Below are 17,697 nucleotides of genomic sequence, written 5' to 3' on the forward strand. Positions count from 1 at the left end.
TCATGCGCAGAATCCTCGTCGTCGGTGCCGGTCAGGCGGGTCTGCACCTGGCCATCGGCCTGCTGCAGAACGGCTACGACGTCACCGTGGTCTCCAACCGCACCCCGGAGTCGATCCGCGACGGCCGGGTGATGTCGGGCCAGTGCATGTTCGGCACCGCCCGGGCACATGAGCGCGCGCTCGGCCTGGACTGGTGGGCGGACGTCTGCCCGCCCATCGAGGGCATCGAGTTATCCGTCCCGAGCCCCGCGGGTGGCAAGGCGCTCGGCTGGGCGTCCCGGCTGAGGACTCCCGCTCTCTCGGTCGACCAGCGGGTGAAGATGCCGGCCTGGCTGGACGAGGTCGAACGGCTCGGCGGCAAGCTCGTCGTCCACGACGCCACTCCGCGGGATCTGGAGACCTACGCGGCCCAGTACGACCTGGTCCTGGTCGCCGCGGGGAAGGGGGAGATCGCCTCGCTGTTCGAGCGGGACGCGGAGCGGTCGACGTACAGCACCCCGCAGCGGGCGCTGGCGGTCACCTACGTCAACGGTCTCACCCCCCGGCCCGAGCACTCCGCGGTCTGCTTCAACCTGCTCCCCGGCGTCGGCGAGTACTTCGTCTTCCCCGCTCTGACGCACGGCGGCCCGTGCGACATCATGGTGTTCGAGGGTGTGCCGGGCGGGCCGATGGACTGCTGGGGCGATGTGCGCGGCCCCGCCGAGCACCTGGCGCGCAGCCGCGAGATCCTGGAGACCTTCTTCCCCTGGGAGGCGGCACGCTGCTCCGGGATCGAGCTCACCGACGCCAACGGGGTGCTGACCGGGCGCTTCAGTCCCACCGTGCGCCGCCCGGTCGCCGTCCTGCCGTCGGGCGCCCCGGTGCTCGGGGTCGCCGACGTGGTGGTGCTCAACGACCCGATCACCGGGCAGGGCAGCAACAACGCCGCCAAGTGCGCCGCCGCCTACCTCCAGGCCATCCTGGAGCACGGCGAGCAGCCGTTCGAGTCGGCCTGGATGCGGCAGACGTTCGATCGCTTCTGGACGCAGGCCCAGCACGTCACCCGCTGGACCAACGCGCTGCTGGCCCCGGCCGAACCGCACCATCTGGCGCTCCTGGGCGCCGCCGGCCAGGTGCCGGAGATCGCCGCCCGCTTCGTCAACGGCTTCGACGACCCCGCCGACTACGCCGAGTGGTTCATGGACGCCGGCAAGGCACAGGCCTACCTCGACCGGGTCGCGTCATGAGATCGCTGCGCGATGCCTTGGGGCAGTTCGCCACCGGGGTCGCGGTGGTCACCACCGCGACCCCGAGCGGGGAACGGGCAGGAGTGACGGTGAACTCCTTCAGCTCGGTCTCGCTCGATCCGCCGCTGGTGCTGTGGTGCCTGTCGGATCGCGCTCCCAGCGCGCCCGTCTTCCTGCGCGCGGGGCGTTTCGCGGTCAACATCCTGGCCGCCGGTCAGGACGAGCTGTCGCGGCGGTTCGCGACGCCGGCGCCGGACAAGTTCGCCGGCGTGGACGTGCTCGCCACCCCCACCGGGCTGCCCATGCTCGCCGGAACCCTGGCCACCTTCTCCTGCCGTACGGTGTCCGTCCACGCCGGCGGCGACCACCACATCTTCGTCGGCGAGGTGGAGCACCACCAGCGGTCAGGAGGGGAGCCGCTGCTCTTCCACTCCGGCCGCTACCGCGCGCTCGCCTCCTCCCCGGGATGACGAGGAACGGACGCGTTCCTTCCGCCTCCCACGAGAGCCGGCGCCCCGGCCCTGTGGCGGCCGGGGTGCCGGTCTGAAATTTCAGCGCCGGATCGGACCGGGACGCGACCCACGCCGGCACGGAACGTGCGCGCTACCACGGCGACTCAGTCCTCTCACGAATCACCTTGCCACGTATCGCATTACTCGCAATACGCCTCCTTTGACACGCATATTCACTGCGAGATACCTGTATGTGGAACACAGGAAGGGCGCAAATCTCCCTGCCGAACTCGGACCACGATGGCGTTGATTCGCGTCACTTTCCGAGGCGTCGCGGCCGTTTTGGCCGGCCGTTTCGACCCGGATAACCGAGGAGGAAAGATGCGTGGCGAAAGAAGGGTCACCGGGAAATCCGGCTCCGGCGCCCTGTGGCGTGTGCCGGCGTGGCTGACCGCTGTGGTCGCACTGCTGACCAGCCTGGTGGTGACCAGTTCACCGGCGGCGGCCGGCCAGCCGTACGGGCCGTACACCTGTGCGAGCGGGTACGTGTGGCGGGAGGCCTACGCGGGCGACCAGGTCTGCGTGACGCCGGCGATCCGCACCCAGACCGCGACGGAGAACGCACTGGGCCCGTCCCGCCGGGAGCCGAACGGCGGCCCCTACGGGCCCGACACCTGCAAGCAGGGCTACGTCTGGCGTGAGACGCGGCCCTCGGACCACGTCTGCGTGACGCCGGCGAGCCGCGACCAGGCCTACAGCGACAACTCCAACGCCGTCCTGCGACTGGCGGACCCGGGCGGGACGCCGCACGGCGGCGTCAGCATCACCACCTCGCTCAACCAGACCGGTGGCCGCCTGTACGCCAACGGCAGCGGGCTCACGCCCAACGGCACAATATGGTTCTACGCGGTCGGGATCGGCACGACCGGGCCGTTCGTACTGGGTACGCGGACCGCCGACGCCTCCGGCAATCTGCCGGGATGGCAGTACGTCGCGGACGTCTGGTGCCGCAGCTACCAGACGGGGCCGGCCACCATCGTGGTCCTCGACGTGAAGGCGGGCCTCGTCACCACCGCGGGCACCACGACCGCGTTCCTCCACTGCGGCTGAGCCCGCGCGACATCACGGGCACGACCAGCGCGTACAGGCGGGCACGGCACCTTCCACGATGCCGTGCCCGCTGCGCCGCGCCGGCTTTCACACCGTGCGCAGGCGAGCGGCGACCGGCGATTAAGTGGGACATAAGGCATAAATAGGCCGGGAAACGAGCCTTCCCTGACCGGGTCCGCAGCGCTCATAATGCCATCAGGCCTGCGCCCGGTATCGGCAAGCGCGGCCCGGTCACCGTGGAGGTTTCGTGGCTCCCGAGAACGTCGGCCGTCTGCAGGAACCCGAGGAGCAAGAGCGCCTGATCGAGACGATCACCCAACTTGTGTCCAGTCGTGGTTGGGACGAAGCCGCGGCGACCGTTCAGAAGAATCACATCTTGTATGACCCAGAAGTCGATATGTGGTTCGCCGAGTTGATCAAGCACTCGGAGTCGATGGGCTATCACGAATTCGCGAAAAAGCTACCGCTGTGGCGTGATTTCCTGCAGATATGCAGAGAATTCGGCATCGTCAACGCGGTCGAGGCCGCAGGCGGCACCCTGGTCACCGCCCCCGAATCGATGCAGCCCCACGTGCGGCGGGCGGCTGAACTGGAGCAGCGGTACTCCGCGGGTGACCGTACGGCCCTGGAAGAACTGGTCGCCCTGTGGGCGAGGGTCGCGGAGGACCCGGCGGTCCGCCGAGATCACCTTCTGTTGCGCGCGGTGGCTCAGTACAACATGGGCGGTGCCCTGAGGCGCATGCCCGGCCAGGCGGCGAGGGCTGCCGCCGTGATCCGGACCGCCATCCGGCTCCTGCCCGCTTCCTCGGCGTACCGGTCGGCGTTCATGATCGGTCTGGCCCAGGCGCTGGCCGCGGAGCATGACCTGGCCGGGCTGCGGGAGGCCGTGGCGCTGGTGGAGGAGGCGGCACGGGCGGACCCCGGCACCGCCGCGCTGGGGGGCGCGGCGCTGCACGACGTCGGGGTCAGCGCCCACGAAGTCGGCGAGATCGAGTCGTCCCTGGAAGCGATCGACCTGAGCCTCACCGCTTTTCGGCTGCTGCACGAGGGGGTCTACCCGGATCCGGAAGAGCCTGGCGGTGCGGCGAGCGCGATGGTCCAGATTCTCCGCAACCGGCATCGGCTCTCTCGCGACCCGGACGACTTGTCCAAGGCCGTTTCCATGGCCGAATGGGCCGCCGCGCAAGTGCCCACGGGGTCGGCGGAGTGGGCGTCGAGGCGCAACGGGCTGGCCGTGTGCCTGCGCGTTCGCTACGACGAGGTCGGTGACCCCGCTGACCTCGATCGGGCGATCGACATACACCGGGATGCCCTCGGCCGGGTGGCGCCGGACGCCGAGATCCGCCCTTACCACCTGCATGGTCTCGGCGTGGCCCTGCGCCGGCGGTACGCCGTGCGCGACACCCCTGAGGATCTCACCCTCTGCTCGCGGGCCCACGAGGAGATGCTGGAGCTGGTCCGGCCCGGCGATCCCCTCTACCCGACCGCACTGGAAGGGTATGGCCACACCCTTCGCGCGTTGTACCAGGCGAACGGTCGCATCGGCCACCTCCGCCAAGCCGTGGCGCTGCACCGCGAGGGCCTGACGTACGAGGCCGGCCCGGGGCGGGTGTCGATGGTCTGCAACCTCGGCATCGACCTGCGGCAGTTGTACATGAGCACGGGGGACGTCGCGACGCTGGAGGAGGCGATCGACCTCCTGCGTGAGGCCACCGCGGGGCGACGGTCATCCACCGGGAACGACACGGCGCTGTTCACCCTGGGTTCGTGCCTCATGGACAAATATCAGGCTTTCGGCGACTCTGCGGTCGGTGCGGAGGCGATCCGGATCCTGGAGGACCTGCTGGCCCACACGCCGGAGAACTCCCCTGACCGCGAGGTCCGGCTCGGGAACCTCGCGGCAGCCCTGATCCTGCGGCACGTACACGAACCGGACACACACGCCGAGGATTTCCTCGACCGCGCCGAGCGACTACTGGAAGAGGCGGTCAGCCGGAGCAAGGGCCTCGACAGGGCCCGTCATCTGGTCAACCTCGCCCAGTGCGTCATGCAGCGCTCCGGCCACGAGAAGTCCGAACCCGGCATGCGCCGGCTTGTGGGGCTCATGGAGGAGGCGTGCGCGCTGTGCCCGGTCGAGGCGGCCAACGGCGCGGCGTACCGGATCAACCTCGCGATGGGTTACGCCAAACTCCACGAACTCACCGCGGATCCCGCCGCCCTGGCCCGCGGGCTCGGGCTGCTGCGGGAGGCCAGTGCCGCGGGCGTCGACCAGTATCCGCTCGCCGTTATGCGTTTGGCGCGGGGCTGGGGGGACCAGTCGTCCCATCGGGGTCGCTGGGACGAAGCGGCGGAGACGTACGGCTACGCCCTCGACGCGCTGGACCGGCTCGTCGACGAGAGTTCCGTGCGGGAGCACAAGCAGCAATGGCTGAGGCAGGCCGAGGGGCTGGCCGCCGCGGCGGCCGCCGCGCATGTGCGCGCCGGTGACCCGTGGAGTGCCGTCGTCGCGCTGGAACGCGGCAGAACCCGGCTGCTGGCCGACGCCCTCGGTGAGGATGCCGCGGAGACCGACCGGCTCGCGCGGGCACACCCGGCACTCGCCGAGGCGTACCGCTCGGCGGCCGCGACGCTGCGCGGAATGCAGAGCCTGAGCCTGGAGCCCATGCCCGGAGACAACCGGCCGCCGGCGCACGCGTTCGCCGAGGCGAGGCGGCACCGCGAGGAGGTGCTGCTGCGCATCAGATCCATGCCCGGATTCGAGCGCTTCCGCCTGCCCGACGCCGGCCGGGACGTCTCGAACGCGGCACGGCTCGGCCCGTTGCTGTACGTGGTTCCCGGCATCGAGGCCGGCTTCGCGTTGCTGGTGATCGGCGAATCCGTGCGCGTCCATGCCCTGCCCGCGCTGACCTGGGCTGAGCTCCGCCCGCGCATGACACGGTACTTCCAGGACTACGAACGTGCGGCCACCGACCTCCACCGCTGGCACAGGGCCCTCGACGACACCACCGCCTGGATGTGGGAAGCGATCATGGAGCCGCTGATCGACCTCGTGCCCGGCCGCGCCGAACTGACGCTGATCCCGACGGGGATGATCGCCTCGCTGCCGCTGCACGTCGCCTGGACCCCCGACGCCGGCACGGCGACCGGCCGCCGTTTCGCGCTCGACCACCTGCCCCTCGTCTTCGCCCCGAGTGCCAAGGCCCGCGCCGCCGCGGACCGAGCCGCTTCGACGGCCGTCTCGGCGCCTGCCGCACTTCTCGCCGTCGAGGACCCGCAACCGGTGGCCGCGGCCCCGCTGCGGTACTCGCGCTACGAGATCGACGCCGGCTGCGCGAGATTTCCGGAGGGCAGTCGCCTGACCGGGGAAGAGGCCTCCCGGGAGGCGGTGCTGGCCGCGCTGGACGGCCACACGGTGCAGCACTTCGCCTGCCACGGCTACGCGGACTGGGGGCAGGTCCTGGACAGCTACCTGTTGCTCGCCCACGATGAGCGCCTGACCCTGCGCGACCTGCTCGCCAGGCCGGCCGGGACACGCCGGCTCGTGGTCCTGTCCGCGTGTGAGACGTCGCTGCCGCACGTGGAACTCGCCGACGAGGTGGTCGGTATCGCCACCGGCTTTCTGCAGGGCGGCGCCGCCGGGGTCATCGGGTCGATGTGGCGAGTGCCGGATGTGAGCACCGCGCTGCTGCTCAGCCGGTTCTACATTCTGTGGCGGGACGGGGCCCATCCGGCCGAGGCGCTGCGTACGGCACAGCGCTGGCTGCGCGACGCCACCAACCGCGAGCTGCGGTCGGCCTATCCCGAGATCATGGACAGGTACGCCCCGATTCCGGAGCCGCTGCGGGAAGTGTGGGGCACCGGGCGAGACTTCGCCCACCCCGCGTACTGGGCCGCCTTCACCTACATGGGGGCGTGATGACCGGCCACGCGCGCTCGGTCGTCGACCTGGCGAAGGCCATCAGACCGGAACTGCCGGCGCTGCTCGGTGCGGAGGCGGAGGAGGTGGACACCGCCCTCGGCCGGCTGCTCGCGCGGAGCACGGAGGTCGAGCAGGAGATCCTGACCCTGCTGCAGCGGTGGCCCGCCACCCGCGAGTGGGCCTATTCCTACCTGGGGCGGACACACGACGGCGGACTGCGCGATCCCGGTGCCGCGTACTATCCCCTGACCGGCACCGGGGGCGTTGTGCACTCCGAGACCTACGTCTGCCCGGAATGCGATCAACGATGGCGCCGCCGTGCCGTGGGGCAGGCCGTTCCCGCGTGCCCGGAACACGACAAGCCTCTCGTCCGTACGCCGGATTCGGAGACATAGGTGGTGGACGGTCTGTGGAAGGGGCTGACGGACAGGATCGCGGAACGGTGGGCGAATGTCGTCCTCCTGCCGGCGGCGCTGTTCTGGCTGGGAAGCGGGCTGGTCTGGCTCTTCCACAACGGTTGGGGGCCCCAGGCGGCCGAGCGATGGATCACGCAGCACATGACTTCGTGGTGGACCGCGTCCGTCCTGGTGGTGGTGCTGCTGTCAGGGCTGCTGGCCAGACGCCTGACGGATCCGGCGCTCACCCTTCTCTCCGGCCGGTGGCTTCCCCGACTGGGCTGGTTGACGCGCCCGATGGCGCGCAGGTGGGCCAGTCGCGTCGCCCGGCGCGAGGCGCGCTGGCAGGTGCTCGCCTCTCGTAGCCGCGCCTGGGCGGAGGAGCAGGAGTTCGTGACGTTGGACGCGTGGCTGCGCACCATGCCGATCGACCCACAGCGGTGCCTGCCGACCCGCCTGGGCAACGCGCTGGCCGCCGCGGAGCGATGGCCCAGGGAGAAATACGGGTTGGACCCGGTGCGATGCTGGTCCCGGCTGTGGCTGGTGATGCCCGAAGACACCCGGCAGGAGCTGGCCAGGGCGCGCGGACGGCTGGAAGCCCAGGTCACCGCCTGGCTTTGGAGTGTGGCGTTCGTCGCCTGGACACCGATGGCGTGGTGGGCGGCCCCGGTCGGCGCGCTGGCGGCCTGGCTCTCGTATCGGGGCGCCGTCCGATGCGTGATCGAGCTCGGCGACCTGCAGGAGGCGGCCTTCGACCTGCATCGGACCGCCCTCTACCGCCAGCTGCGCTGGCCCCCGCCGGAGGACGCCGCCGCCGAGCACTCCACCGGCCGCCGGCTGACGGCGTATCTGTGGCGTGGTTCCGACGAGGCGGTTCCGCTCTCCCTGGACTAGGGCACGTGGCCGCGTACCCATACCGAGGATGGGATCGTGATGCTGCCCTGCGGTGGATCCGGAACGGGTCCGGATCCACCTTGCCGGTGACCGCTCATCGGCCGAACCTGCTCACCACAGCAGGCTCGGCCGGCGGCGGGCCGAGCGCGAGCGGCCGGCGGCGTCAGGACAGCAACGTCTCTCCGATCCACCCCTCCGGGCCGCAGCCGGGAGGAACGGCGAACACGGCGGAGCCGATCGGCGTCGTCCACTCGTTCAGCAGATCCGCCTCGGCCAGCCGCTCCTGAATCGGGATGAACTGCCGGGCGATGTCGGCCTGGTAGGAGGCGAACAACAGCCCGGTGTCGGCGGTGCCGTCGGCGGAGACCCCCTCGTCGTAGTTGTAGACACGACGGAGGATGCGCGCGCCCGGGTCGGCCACGTGCGCCCGGCGGATATGGGCGTACTCGGAGATGACCGGCAGTCCGGCGGGGGTGAGGCGCGCGAGGTCCGGTTCGTCGTGCTCGCGGGCGCCGGTGAGCGGAGCGCCGTCGGTGAGGCGGCGGCCGATCGTGAACTCCTTGGCGACGGTGTCGGCGGCGTCCCAGGTCTCCATCTCGGCGCGGATGCGCCGCAGGACCAGGGTGGTCCCGCCCCGCAGCCACTCCTGCTCCCCGGCGAACCAGACCGCCCGATCGAAGTCGGGTGTGCCGGCGACGGGGTTGACGGTCCCGTCGAGCTGTCCCATCACGTTGCGCTGTGTGGTGTGGGGCTGCTGGGAGTGCGCGGCCCGCCGGAAGCCCCGCTGGGTCCAGCGGACCTTCGCGAACGACCGGGCGTCCTTGACGAGCACCCGCAGCGCGTGGGTGACGGTGAGCGGGTCGTCCGCGCAGATCTGGACGAGCAGGTCGCCGCCCGTCCACCGCTCCTTCAGCCGGTCGATGCCGAACGCGGGGAGGGGAGCGACGGACTCCGGCCGCTGATCGGACGTCTTGGTGGCCGCGAACAGACCCGGTCCGAAGCCGAAGGTGACGGTCAGCCGGGCGGGCAGCACGGCCAGATGGGGCTCGGTGTCGGCGAGCGCGGGCTGTCCCTGGGTGATGCGCCGGGCATCGTCGGTGAGCACGCGCATCAGCCGCGCCACACTCTCCCGGTCCGAGCCCGACCGCAGGTCGAACGTCACGAACGTGGCGTGCGCCTGCGGCGCCGTCGCGACACCGGCCTGGTGGGCTCCGTAGAACGGCTCCACCGCCGTCGCCCGGGGCGAGTTCCCCTCCGGATCGACGGTACGGCCGGCCGTACTCGTGTCGTCGGCGCTCGCCCGCGCCACGACGGCCCCGCTCGTCGCGGCGGCGGCCACCACGGCGCCGCCGGACAGCAGCGCCCTGCGGCTCAGGCGCGGGCGGGGGAGACGCTCCGCCTCGTCATGCCGCTCACTCATCCATGCCGCCCATGTCGGCGCCCGGCTGGTAGTTCTCCTTGGCGCTGGCGAAGTCCTTGCCCAGAGCCGTGAAGGTGTAGGTACCGCCCCCCTTGAGCTCCAGCGTGAACGGCACCTCGGACCCCGGCTTGATCTCGGAGGGCACGTCCATGACCATGATGTGGTCGCCGCCGGGCTGCAGGACGTGGGAGCCGTGGGCGGGGACCACGAAACCGCCCTTCTTCGGCCGCATCACCATCTTGCCCTTGGACTCCACGACCTCGTGCAACTCCACCATGGGTGCCGCGGGCGTGCTGCCGGCGATGACGGTGACGTCCGAATCGGAGTTGTTGACCAGCGTGCCGAAGGCAGCGGTCATCCCCTTCTTGGCGGTCTTGACCCACGGGTCGGTGATGCTGAGCGCGGCTGGGGCGGATGACGGAGAAGCCGCCACCACCGACGGCGACGCCGCCGAGGCGGAGGACGGCTCCTCGGAACCGCAGGCCGCCGTGGCGGTCACTGCGCCCAGGCTGAGAACGACGAGCATGACACGGGAGAACATGAAGATCCCTTCACCCCGGCTGAGCCGGTACTGGTACCGCTGCACTGAACGATTTCGGCGTACGCGAGCGCACGTCGGACGCACCCGCCGCTGAGGGGGGTGCCGGTCACATCAGAGAGAGCCCGCCGACCAGGTGACGGTCAGGCAGGAACAGTGCGAACGGTGCCAGGAGGGCCGCGCCGGCCCACCGAATGGCCGAGCACGACCGGCCGAGCGACCACCCGGCGCTCGATCACCGGGACGACGACCGCGCCGTACGCCGGGTCCGGGAAGACGGCGAGCACGATGCGCAGCCGGACGGCCAGCCGGCGCAGCAGCGCCCAGAGCAGGGCCTCGCCACGCGCCAGCCACGCCGCCGTCAGTGCGACCGCCCAGCCGTGCATGATCAGCATGCCCAGGCCGGGCACCAGCCCGGAGTGGACATGCCCGCCGTGCATCGCGGAGCCGGCGGTGACCGGTTCCAGGGTGTGCGCGAACGAGAACAGCAGGTGGAGCGCCGCCTGTGAGGCCGCCAGGGCCGGCAGGATCACGGCCAGCGTCCGCTCACGCCGGGCGAGGGCGTGCGCGGGCAGGAAGGCGATGAGCAGGGCCACGAGAACGGCGAGCGCGGAGACCGATCCGCCGCCGACAGCATGCGCCCCGACGCCGAGCGCCACCGAGACCGCGGCGAACGCGGCGGCCCGTACGGCACGGAAGGGCATGGTGGCTCTCATGGCGCCGCAATCATCGCACAACGCCTCCCCGCCCCCCAGTGCGTACGGTGACATACGCCGCAACCGGGTCGAATACGTCCTGAAAGAGCGCGAGCGCCGGTGAGAACGAAAGGGCCTGTCGCCCGGCACCGCGATTCCGCCCTCGTGCAGTGGCCCGAGCCCGTCGTGAACGAGCGGACGGCGTGGTATTGGGGCTGACCAGCCTCTGTGCGATAGTCGTTTTCATCATGCGCGCCGCCTTACCCCTGCGACTCGCGCGGTCGGCCGCCTTCACGGTCGTCTGCGTGCTCCTCGCCGTAGGCGCGCACTGGTTCGCCGGCGGGGCCGCCCCGCCTCTCCCCGCCCTTCTCGTGGGCGGAGCGGCCGTCATGGCCACCGCCACGGCGATGGCGGGCCGGGAGCGGTCGCCATGGGTCGTCATCGGCCTGCTCCTGGCAGCCCAGGCATTCCTGCACGAACTCCTCGCGTCCCTCTCGCCGTCGGTGGAGTCGGCCGTGGCGCACTCGCACCGGCTGGGGGTGGGCGCCGGGATGCTCACCGCGCATGTCACCGCGGCGTTGGTCACGGGGTGGTGGCTGTCGCGGGGCGAGGCGGCGCTCTGGTCGATCCTGCGCAGGATCGGCACGGGAGCGATCCGCTGGCTCCGGGCCGTGCTCGCGGTGTTCCACGTCTTTGCCCGCCTACGCCCCCGCCCCCGGCTCGCGTCGTACGACCTCGACCGCGAGCCCCGGGGCGCGGCTGTCCTGCGACACGCCGTCATCCGGCGCGGACCGCCGGTTCTCGTGTTCCTGTGATTTTCTCCGAGCCCTTCTGAGGGTTCCTTCGCGCGGCCTACCCGCTTGGACGTCACGCCTGCCGGCGAAAGCGGCTCGCCTCGACGCCCCGCGGACCGTTCATGCCGGTCCGTACGGCCCGCGCGCCCGCAGGTACTCGCACATGATGACTGGAGATCCCCGATGACACCGCTGTCCGCCGTCATACGCCGGGCCACGGCCTCCCCGTATGCCTGGAGCCTGTCGTGAAGCGTCCCTCACTCGGAGCGGTTTTCCTGTTCGGCATCTCGTGCCTCTTCGCGGTGGTTCTCGCCGCACCCGCGTCCGCACACGACAGCCTGAAGAAGAGCACACCCGCCTCGAACGCCGTCGTCTCCGGGCTCGACGAGATCGAGCTGGAGTTCAGCGCGCATGTCAGCTTTCCCGTGGTCGTCCTGCATGACGCGACCGGACGCCGCTTCGAATCGGGGACTCCCCGCGTCAGCGACTCCACGGTGACGGAATCGGTCGCAGGCCCGCTTCCCGCGGGCGGCTACACCATCGCCTGGCGGGTCGTCTCCTCCGACGGCCACCCCATCCAAGGGGAGATACCGTTCGTCGTCCGATCGTCATCGGTGGCATCGGCCGGAGGCACGGCGCCGGCCGCCACCCCGGTGGCCGGAGGGGACCGCCCGGACCAGGAGACCGGCACACCGGGCTGGATCTGGGTGATCGCGATCGCGGTTCTCGGAGTGGCCGCCGTCCTGGTGACGCGGGCCAGGAAACCGGCGACACCACCCCTCCCGGGCAACTCGGAGGACCGCCCATCGGGTCACGGGAACGGTGAGGGCGAGTGACAGGGAAACCAGCCAGAGCGTTTCTGCTCTTGAGCCTTCTGTGCGCCGCCCTGGGAGTGTTCGCCGCACCGGCGCTGGCACACGACACCCTGCGATCGAGCACACCCGTCAGCAATGCCGTGGTCTCCGGCCTCGACCTCGTCGAGCTGGAGTTCAACAACAACGTGCGCTATCCCGTCGTGCTCCTGCACGACGCGGCCGGGCGGCGCTTCCCGTCCGGCACACCCCGAACCCGAGGCGCCAAGGTGCTCGTGGACGTCGACGAGCCGCTTCCCTCCGGGAGCTACACCGTCGTCTGGCGCGTCGTCTCCGCCGATGGCCGCCCCCTCGAAGGCGAGATCCCGTTCACCGTGCGGTCATCGACGGCTCCGCTGCAGGCTGCCCCCGTGTCCAGCGCCCCCGTGTCCAGTGCTCCGGCGCCGTCACGTACGCCTGCGAGCGCGATGGGCGAGACGGACGAGCAGGGCGGCCTCCCCGGCTGGACATGGGCGGCCATGGCAGGGGTGGCACTCGCCGGAGCCGGGGCACTGCTGATGTGGTGGAGGAGGAGACCCGCTCACAGAAAGTGGTCCTGACAGCGGGTGACCGTCGGACGATCCCGGCGAAGGACTGGACGATTTCGTCTAGTTTGTGGTGGTATGTCAGTAATTGTCAAGGCCGTTCCTCCGGCACGGCTCCAGCGGGCCGGCGCGCCGGAAGGTGGAGTTGCCACATGGCCGTTCGAAGGCCGGGGAAGGATTCTCCGCGGCTCACCGCCCGCGGGGCGGCCACTCGCGCGCGCATCGTCACGACCGCCGCGAACCTCATGTTCCGGCAGGGGGTGACGGCGACGACCCTCGATCAGGTGGTGGACGCCTGCGGCGTCAGCAAGTCGCAGCTCTATCACTACTTCCCGGACAAGGAAGCACTGATCACCGAGGTGATCGCGATGCGGGAGAACCACATGGTCTCCTCTCAGAAGCCGCAACTCGACCAAGTGCGCTCGATGCGGGATCTCGAGAGATGGCGTGACTCCATCGTGACGGGCCATTGGAAGCGCGAAGTGCCCTACAGATGCCCCATCGGCTCCCTGGCCACCGAACTCGCCTGCCGCTACGACGACGCCCGCCAGTCCCTGGCGGCCGTCTTCGCCAGGTGGCAGGAACTGCTCGCGGACGGCCTCGCCCGCATGCGGGAGAGCGGCGAGCTCGACCCCGGCGCGGACCCCGCGAAACTCGCCGTCGCCTTCATCGCCGCCATGCAGGGCGGCTACCTGCTCGCCGAGACCATGCAGGACGAACGACCCCTCGTCGTCGCCCTCGACATGGCACTGGACCACATAAAAGCCCAGGTCAAGACCCCTGTCGCCAGCTTGACACAAACGGACGACTGACCCCAAGGTGGACGAAATCGTCCAATTTGCCCATGGTGGTGGTCCACCGGGTGCGGCAGGAGAATGGTGAGCCAGATGCCGTCTCTGCACTCGATGCAGACGTACTACACGACAGCGGCGACGATGCTGCTGCTCCTGCTCACGGTCCTGGGCGGCGTGAGCCTGGACCTGGCGATCCGATACAGGGTCGAAGACCAGGTGTTCTTTGACGCCGAGCAGGTCGCCGCCCAGTGGAGCGCGCAGGTGCGCGGCGGCGTGCTGCCGAATCCCGACTCCGTCTCCGACACGGTCGACCTGGTCCAACTGGTGGACGCACGCGGCAGGGTCGTGGAGGCCAGCCCGGGCGCGACGGAGCGGCCACGGCTGAGCACGTTCCGGCCCGCACCCGACGACCGGCTCCAGCGGCGGGTCGAGTGCCACCCGGGCGAGCCGTGCCTCCTGCTCATGGCCAACCGCGTGTCGCCGGCCCCCGAATCTCCCGTCGTCTACGCCGGCACGGTCGAGCGGCCCCTTATCGCGACACACCGACTCGAATACCTCATCGCTGGGGCCGCGCTCCTCGTCATCCTGCTGGGCGGCCGCCTGATGTGGTGGATCATCGGCCGGGCGCTGCGCCCGGCCGAGCAGCAGCGCCGGCTCGCCTCCGTCACCTCCCACGAGCTCAGGACACCGATCGCCGGGCTGCGGGTGCAACTGGAGGAAGCACTGCTCCACCCCGATCACGTCGACCCCCGCGACACCATCCGGGGGGCACTGTCGGCCACCGGCCGGCTGGAGGCGATCGTGCAGGACCTGCTGACGATGGCCGGACTACGCGGAGGGCAGCCGGCGCCGCGCGAACCGATCGACCTCGTGGCGCTGGTCACCGAGGAGGTGGACGCCCACTTCGGCGGCACGCCGGTGGAGCTCTGCGCCACCGGGGACGTGTGGGCGCACGGCTCGAGGATCCAGCTGATCCGGCTGGTCGGCAACCTGCTGAGCAACGCGCGGCGGCACGCGGCGACCGGCGTCACGGTCTGCGTCGGATCCGCCGACGGCCAGGCGGTCCTCTCGGTGACCGACGACGGGAACGGCATCGCCCCCGCTGACCGTGAGCGGGTCTTCGAGCGATTCACCCGACTGGACGAGGGGCGGCGCCGGGACGCCGGCGGCACCGGGCTGGGGCTCGCCATCTCTCGCGACATCGCCCACGCCCATCGGGGAAGCCTGCGCATCGAGGACTCCCCGCACGGCGCGCGGTTCGTCCTCCGGCTGCCACTCCTCGACCGGAACGCGATCGGCGAGCGGAATCTCGCCCAGCGGGCGTGATGCTTCCCCTGGAGCCGACCGGCTCGGACCGCCGGGCATGGATCAGGATGCCGTGCAGGTGAGGGTGGGTGTGCCGCTGGTTCCGGTTCCGAGGAGGCCGAAGGTGGTGCCGGTTCCCGCGCCGAGTGCGCCGTTGTATCCGAGGTTGCGGGCGTCGATGGTCGATCCGCTCGTCGTCAGGGTGGCGTTCCACGCCGAGCTGACCTTCTCGTCTCCGGCGAAGGTCCAGCCGACCTTCCAACCGTTGATAGCCCTGGATCCGGCCACCACACGCACCTCCGCCTGGAAACCGCCGGGCCATTGCGAGACGACTCGGTAGGTGGCCGAGCAGCCGAGCCCAGGGTCACCGCTCGGGGACGAGCTGGGGCTGGGTGACGGGCTCGGCGAGGGGTTCCCCCCGCCGGTGAAGTTGACGTCACTGCAGAAGTAGTACGACTGGTCGAGGTGACTGGCCTGCCACAGCGTGAAGACGATGTGGTGGCCGGTGCGGCCGGGCGCGTACACCTGCACCGGCGTCGTGGTCCCGGTAGGCATCCTGCCCGTCTCGGTGACCAGTTCCAGGTCGCTCCACTTCAGCCGCTGAGTCAGCGGTCCCGCCACCGACTGCACCGCCGCTCAGACCCGGAGGCAGAGGAACAGGAAGGCGGTGCCTGGTCTGTCGGCGAACCGTGGGGCGGGAAGGCCGATGGCGGCGAGGGCGCGGCCGGTGAGCCGCACATGGCTCGACGCCCAGTCGGGATGACGGTCGAGCGGGCCGGACACCTCGCCGGGGATGGCCTCGACGACGTACTCGGCGTCGGGGTCGAGCCCCGGTAGTCGCATCGGCGCCGTCCGCTCCACGACGCCGGTCTCCAGCTGCACATAGGAGTACACGGCCCGGCTCCGGTCGCGGGCCACGATGCCGTGGACCCATGCGGCAGGGTCGGGGTGGTCGGCCCGCACCACCTCGCCGGTGTGCAGCAGTGGGCGTAATTCCTTGTACAGGGCGATCCACTCGGCCAGCGCAGCCCGCTCGGTGAGCGCCCATGCGGTGATGTCGGCCTCGATCCCGGCATGTCCGAACAAGGCGGTGGCAGCCCGGAAACCGAGCGTGGTGACGCGCCCGGTGAGGTGGGATGGGGAGGAGCCGACGTGTGAGCCGATCAGCTCGTACGGCAGCAGCAGGCTGGTCCACCGCTGGATGTGCTGGCGTTCGATGGGGTCGATGTTGTCCGAGCCCCAGACACGGTCGGTGCGCTCCAGAATGCCGAGATCGGCCCGGGCGCCCCCGGAGGAGCACGACTCGATTTCCAGCGTGGAGAACCGGGCGCGCAGCTCGTCCAGCAGCCGGTAGACGGCCTCGGTCTGCGCATGGGTACCGGGCACGCCTTCATGCACGGGCTCGGCCAGGTCACGGTTGTGATCCCACTTGATGTAGTCGATGCCGTACTCGGCCACCATGCTGCTGATCCGTTCCAGCAGGTAGGCGTACACCTCGGGATGCGCCAGGTCCAGAACGTGCTGGTTGCGTCGGGGTAGCGGCCACCGCTGCGGGTCGGCCAGCAGCCAGTCCGGATGGGCACGAACCAGATCGGAGTCGAGGTTGGCCATCTCGGGTTCGAACCACAGCCCGAACTGCATGCCGTGCTCGCGCACCCGCCGGACCAGTTTGTGCAGGCCGTCGGGCCAGACGGTCTCGTCCACGTACCAGTCGCCCAGGCCCGCGTCGTCGCTCCTGCGGTGGCGGAACCAGCCGTCGTCGACGACGAACCGCTCGGCGCCCACCTCCGCGGCGGCGTCGGCGAGCGCGAGCAGGCGGTCCTCGCGGTGGTCGAAGTAGACCGCCTCCCAGGTGTTCATCGTCACCGGGCGCGCCGATTGCGGATGAGTCGTCCGGGCGCGCAGCATGGCGTGGAACCGGCGGCTCAACCCGTCCAGACCGGCGTCGGAGGCCGCGAAGTACACCCACGGCGTACTGTACGACTCCCCCTGGCCGAGCCGTACCTCGCCGGGTTCCAGCAGCTCGCCGGCGGCGAGCACGCTGTCCCCCTCCGGGAGCCGCTCGACGTACTGGACCTGGTTGCCGCTCCAGGCGATGTGCACCCCCCACACTTCGCCGGTCCGGAACCCGAACCCCGGAGTGCCGACGACGAGCGGGCCGGCGTCGAACCAGGTCCGGCCACGGCGGCTCTCTCGCGACCAGGCGCCTTGGCGCAGCGGCGCCCGCTGCGGGGACCGCTCCCTGGCCCAGCGGCCGGCGAAGTCGAGCACCTCGCCGGCCTGCGCGGGCAGCGGCATCAGGCAGGCCAGGCGGTCCAGCGTGTACGGCGAGGTGGCGGTGTTGAGGAGCGTGTGTCGCATCCGCAGCACACCCTGAGGCGTCAGCTCGATCTCGGTGGTCAGGTCGAGGCCACAGTCAGGGTCCTTGGCAAGCGCCTCGACACGGCTTCCGTCCACGGTGACGGCCTCGGCCAAGGTGAACCGGGACGGACGCCAGCCGCTGTCGTGACGCCCGGACAGCACCGGTCGGCCGAACCAGCCGTCGCCTTGGCTGGGCACCACGTCCTGGCCGGGCACCGGCGGAAGCCCGGTGAGCGGTCCTGGGCAGACACCCCAGTACAACACCCGCGGCGGGCGCGGTCCGGCGAGTTCGAGGACGACGCCGACGCCGTCCGCGGACAAAGCGATCACCAAAGCTCCAAGCCAGGGGTGTCGGGTGGGCATGGCCCCGGAGAACCTGCGCCGACAGGTGGGTGGGG

The 17,697-nt window shown here is 70.7% G+C and carries 16 protein-coding genes; 11 read left to right on the top strand and 5 right to left on the bottom strand.

What is annotated here, in order from left to right:
- Positions 1 to 2 precede the first annotated feature (2 nt).
- The 6 genes from HHX33_RS20580 to HHX33_RS20605 all read left to right on the top strand — a co-directional run bounded on the left by HHX33_RS20580 (position 3) and on the right by HHX33_RS20605 (position 7,996).
- Positions 3 to 1,226 carry a styrene monooxygenase/indole monooxygenase family protein gene (locus tag HHX33_RS20580; RefSeq protein ID WP_182876035.1) on the top strand — a complete coding sequence of 408 codons (1,224 nt, stop codon included), beginning with the start codon at positions 3 to 5 and terminating at the stop codon, positions 1,224 to 1,226.
- Positions 1,223 to 1,696: a flavin reductase family protein gene (locus HHX33_RS20585; RefSeq protein ID WP_165900614.1), complete on the top strand. Its 474-nt coding sequence runs from the start codon at positions 1,223 to 1,225 to the stop codon at positions 1,694 to 1,696. The genes HHX33_RS20580 and HHX33_RS20585 overlap by 4 nt, the downstream gene beginning before the upstream one ends.
- A gap of 363 nt (positions 1,697 to 2,059) precedes the next feature.
- A complete protein-coding gene (locus HHX33_RS20590; RefSeq protein WP_182876036.1) occupies positions 2,060 to 2,788 on the top strand; it encodes a hypothetical protein in 729 nt (242 codons plus the stop codon).
- A 376-nt stretch (positions 2,789 to 3,164) separates the two neighbouring features.
- The gene (locus tag HHX33_RS20595; protein ID WP_182876037.1) at positions 3,165 to 6,704 is read left to right on the top strand and encodes a CHAT domain-containing protein; all 3,540 of its coding nucleotides are present in this window, start codon (positions 3,165 to 3,167) and stop codon (positions 6,702 to 6,704) included.
- Complete coding sequence (locus tag HHX33_RS20600) at positions 6,704 to 7,102, top strand: hypothetical protein (RefSeq protein WP_182876038.1); 399 nt, start codon at positions 6,704 to 6,706, stop codon at positions 7,100 to 7,102. The genes HHX33_RS20595 and HHX33_RS20600 overlap by 1 nt, the downstream gene beginning before the upstream one ends.
- Entirely contained in the window at positions 7,103 to 7,996 is an 894-nt protein-coding gene (locus HHX33_RS20605; protein WP_182876039.1) for a hypothetical protein, read from the top strand.
- A gap of 163 nt (positions 7,997 to 8,159) precedes the next feature.
- On the opposite strand, the gene HHX33_RS20610 is transcribed toward HHX33_RS20605, so the two are convergent.
- The 3 genes from HHX33_RS20610 to HHX33_RS20620 form a co-directional block, all read right to left on the bottom strand.
- A complete protein-coding gene (locus tag HHX33_RS20610) occupies positions 8,160 to 9,416 on the bottom strand; it encodes a Dyp-type peroxidase (RefSeq protein ID WP_182876040.1) in 1,257 nt (418 codons plus the stop codon).
- Positions 9,409 to 9,957, bottom strand: a complete 549-nt coding sequence (locus HHX33_RS20615; protein WP_182876041.1) for a copper chaperone PCu(A)C — start codon at positions 9,955 to 9,957, stop codon at positions 9,409 to 9,411. Before HHX33_RS20615 ends, HHX33_RS20610 begins: the two co-directional genes overlap by 8 nt.
- 140 nt (positions 9,958 to 10,097) lie before the next feature.
- The gene (locus HHX33_RS20620; RefSeq protein WP_182876042.1) at positions 10,098 to 10,670 is read right to left on the bottom strand and encodes an MFS transporter; all 573 of its coding nucleotides are present in this window, start codon (positions 10,668 to 10,670) and stop codon (positions 10,098 to 10,100) included.
- 227 nt (positions 10,671 to 10,897) lie between these two features.
- Here HHX33_RS20620 and HHX33_RS20625 point away from each other — a divergent pair, with 227 nt between their 5' ends.
- The 5 genes from HHX33_RS20625 to HHX33_RS20645 all read left to right on the top strand — a co-directional run bounded on the left by HHX33_RS20625 (position 10,898) and on the right by HHX33_RS20645 (position 14,959).
- A complete protein-coding gene (locus tag HHX33_RS20625) occupies positions 10,898 to 11,464 on the top strand; it encodes an MFS transporter (RefSeq protein ID WP_182876043.1) in 567 nt (188 codons plus the stop codon).
- Between the two features lie 224 nt (positions 11,465 to 11,688).
- Positions 11,689 to 12,279: a copper resistance CopC family protein gene (locus tag HHX33_RS20630; RefSeq protein ID WP_182876044.1), complete on the top strand. Its 591-nt coding sequence runs from the start codon at positions 11,689 to 11,691 to the stop codon at positions 12,277 to 12,279.
- Positions 12,280 to 12,308: 29 nt separating this feature from the next.
- Positions 12,309 to 12,854: a copper resistance CopC family protein gene (locus tag HHX33_RS20635; RefSeq protein ID WP_182876045.1), complete on the top strand. Its 546-nt coding sequence runs from the start codon at positions 12,309 to 12,311 to the stop codon at positions 12,852 to 12,854.
- Positions 12,855 to 12,991: 137 nt separating this feature from the next.
- The gene (locus HHX33_RS20640; protein WP_182876046.1) at positions 12,992 to 13,651 is read left to right on the top strand and encodes a TetR/AcrR family transcriptional regulator; all 660 of its coding nucleotides are present in this window, start codon (positions 12,992 to 12,994) and stop codon (positions 13,649 to 13,651) included.
- A 75-nt stretch (positions 13,652 to 13,726) separates the two neighbouring features.
- Entirely contained in the window at positions 13,727 to 14,959 is a 1,233-nt protein-coding gene (locus tag HHX33_RS20645) for a sensor histidine kinase (protein WP_182876047.1), read from the top strand.
- 42 nt (positions 14,960 to 15,001) lie between these two features.
- Here the strand turns inward: HHX33_RS20645 and HHX33_RS20650 are convergent, their stop codons facing one another.
- On the bottom strand, positions 15,002 to 15,559 hold the full coding sequence (locus HHX33_RS20650) for a cellulose binding domain-containing protein (RefSeq protein ID WP_182876048.1): 558 nt from the start codon (positions 15,557 to 15,559) through the stop codon (positions 15,002 to 15,004).
- 15 nt (positions 15,560 to 15,574) lie between these two features.
- The gene (locus HHX33_RS20655; protein ID WP_182876049.1) at positions 15,575 to 17,662 is read right to left on the bottom strand and encodes an alpha-galactosidase; all 2,088 of its coding nucleotides are present in this window, start codon (positions 17,660 to 17,662) and stop codon (positions 15,575 to 15,577) included.
- Positions 17,663 to 17,697: the final 35 nt, after the last annotated feature.

This window comes from Microbispora sp. H10670 (assembly GCF_014161385.1).
In the GTDB taxonomy this organism is placed as follows: Bacteria; Actinomycetota; Actinomycetes; order Streptosporangiales; family Streptosporangiaceae; genus Microbispora; species Microbispora triticiradicis.

Excerpts from the sequence above, each read along its gene's own strand:
- HHX33_RS20610 (WP_182876040.1), bottom strand. The coding sequence starts at position 9,416 with ATGAGTGAGCGGCATGACGAGGCGGAGCGTCTCCCCCGCCCGCGCCTG.
- HHX33_RS20655 (WP_182876049.1), bottom strand. The coding sequence starts at position 17,662 with ATGCCCACCCGACACCCCTGGCTTGGAGCTTTGGTGATCGCTTTGTCC.
- HHX33_RS20645 (WP_182876047.1), top strand. The coding sequence starts at position 13,727 with ATGCCGTCTCTGCACTCGATGCAGACGTACTACACGACAGCGGCGACG.
- HHX33_RS20620 (WP_182876042.1), bottom strand. The coding sequence starts at position 10,670 with ATGAGAGCCACCATGCCCTTCCGTGCCGTACGGGCCGCCGCGTTCGCC.
- HHX33_RS20615 (WP_182876041.1), bottom strand. The coding sequence starts at position 9,957 with ATGTTCTCCCGTGTCATGCTCGTCGTTCTCAGCCTGGGCGCAGTGACC.
- HHX33_RS20640 (WP_182876046.1), top strand. The coding sequence starts at position 12,992 with ATGGCCGTTCGAAGGCCGGGGAAGGATTCTCCGCGGCTCACCGCCCGC.
- HHX33_RS20590 (WP_182876036.1), top strand. The coding sequence starts at position 2,060 with ATGCGTGGCGAAAGAAGGGTCACCGGGAAATCCGGCTCCGGCGCCCTG.
- HHX33_RS20580 (WP_182876035.1), top strand. The coding sequence starts at position 3 with ATGCGCAGAATCCTCGTCGTCGGTGCCGGTCAGGCGGGTCTGCACCTG.
- HHX33_RS20585 (WP_165900614.1), top strand. The coding sequence starts at position 1,223 with ATGAGATCGCTGCGCGATGCCTTGGGGCAGTTCGCCACCGGGGTCGCG.
- HHX33_RS20625 (WP_182876043.1), top strand. The coding sequence starts at position 10,898 with ATGCGCGCCGCCTTACCCCTGCGACTCGCGCGGTCGGCCGCCTTCACG.
- HHX33_RS20600 (WP_182876038.1), top strand. The coding sequence starts at position 6,704 with ATGACCGGCCACGCGCGCTCGGTCGTCGACCTGGCGAAGGCCATCAGA.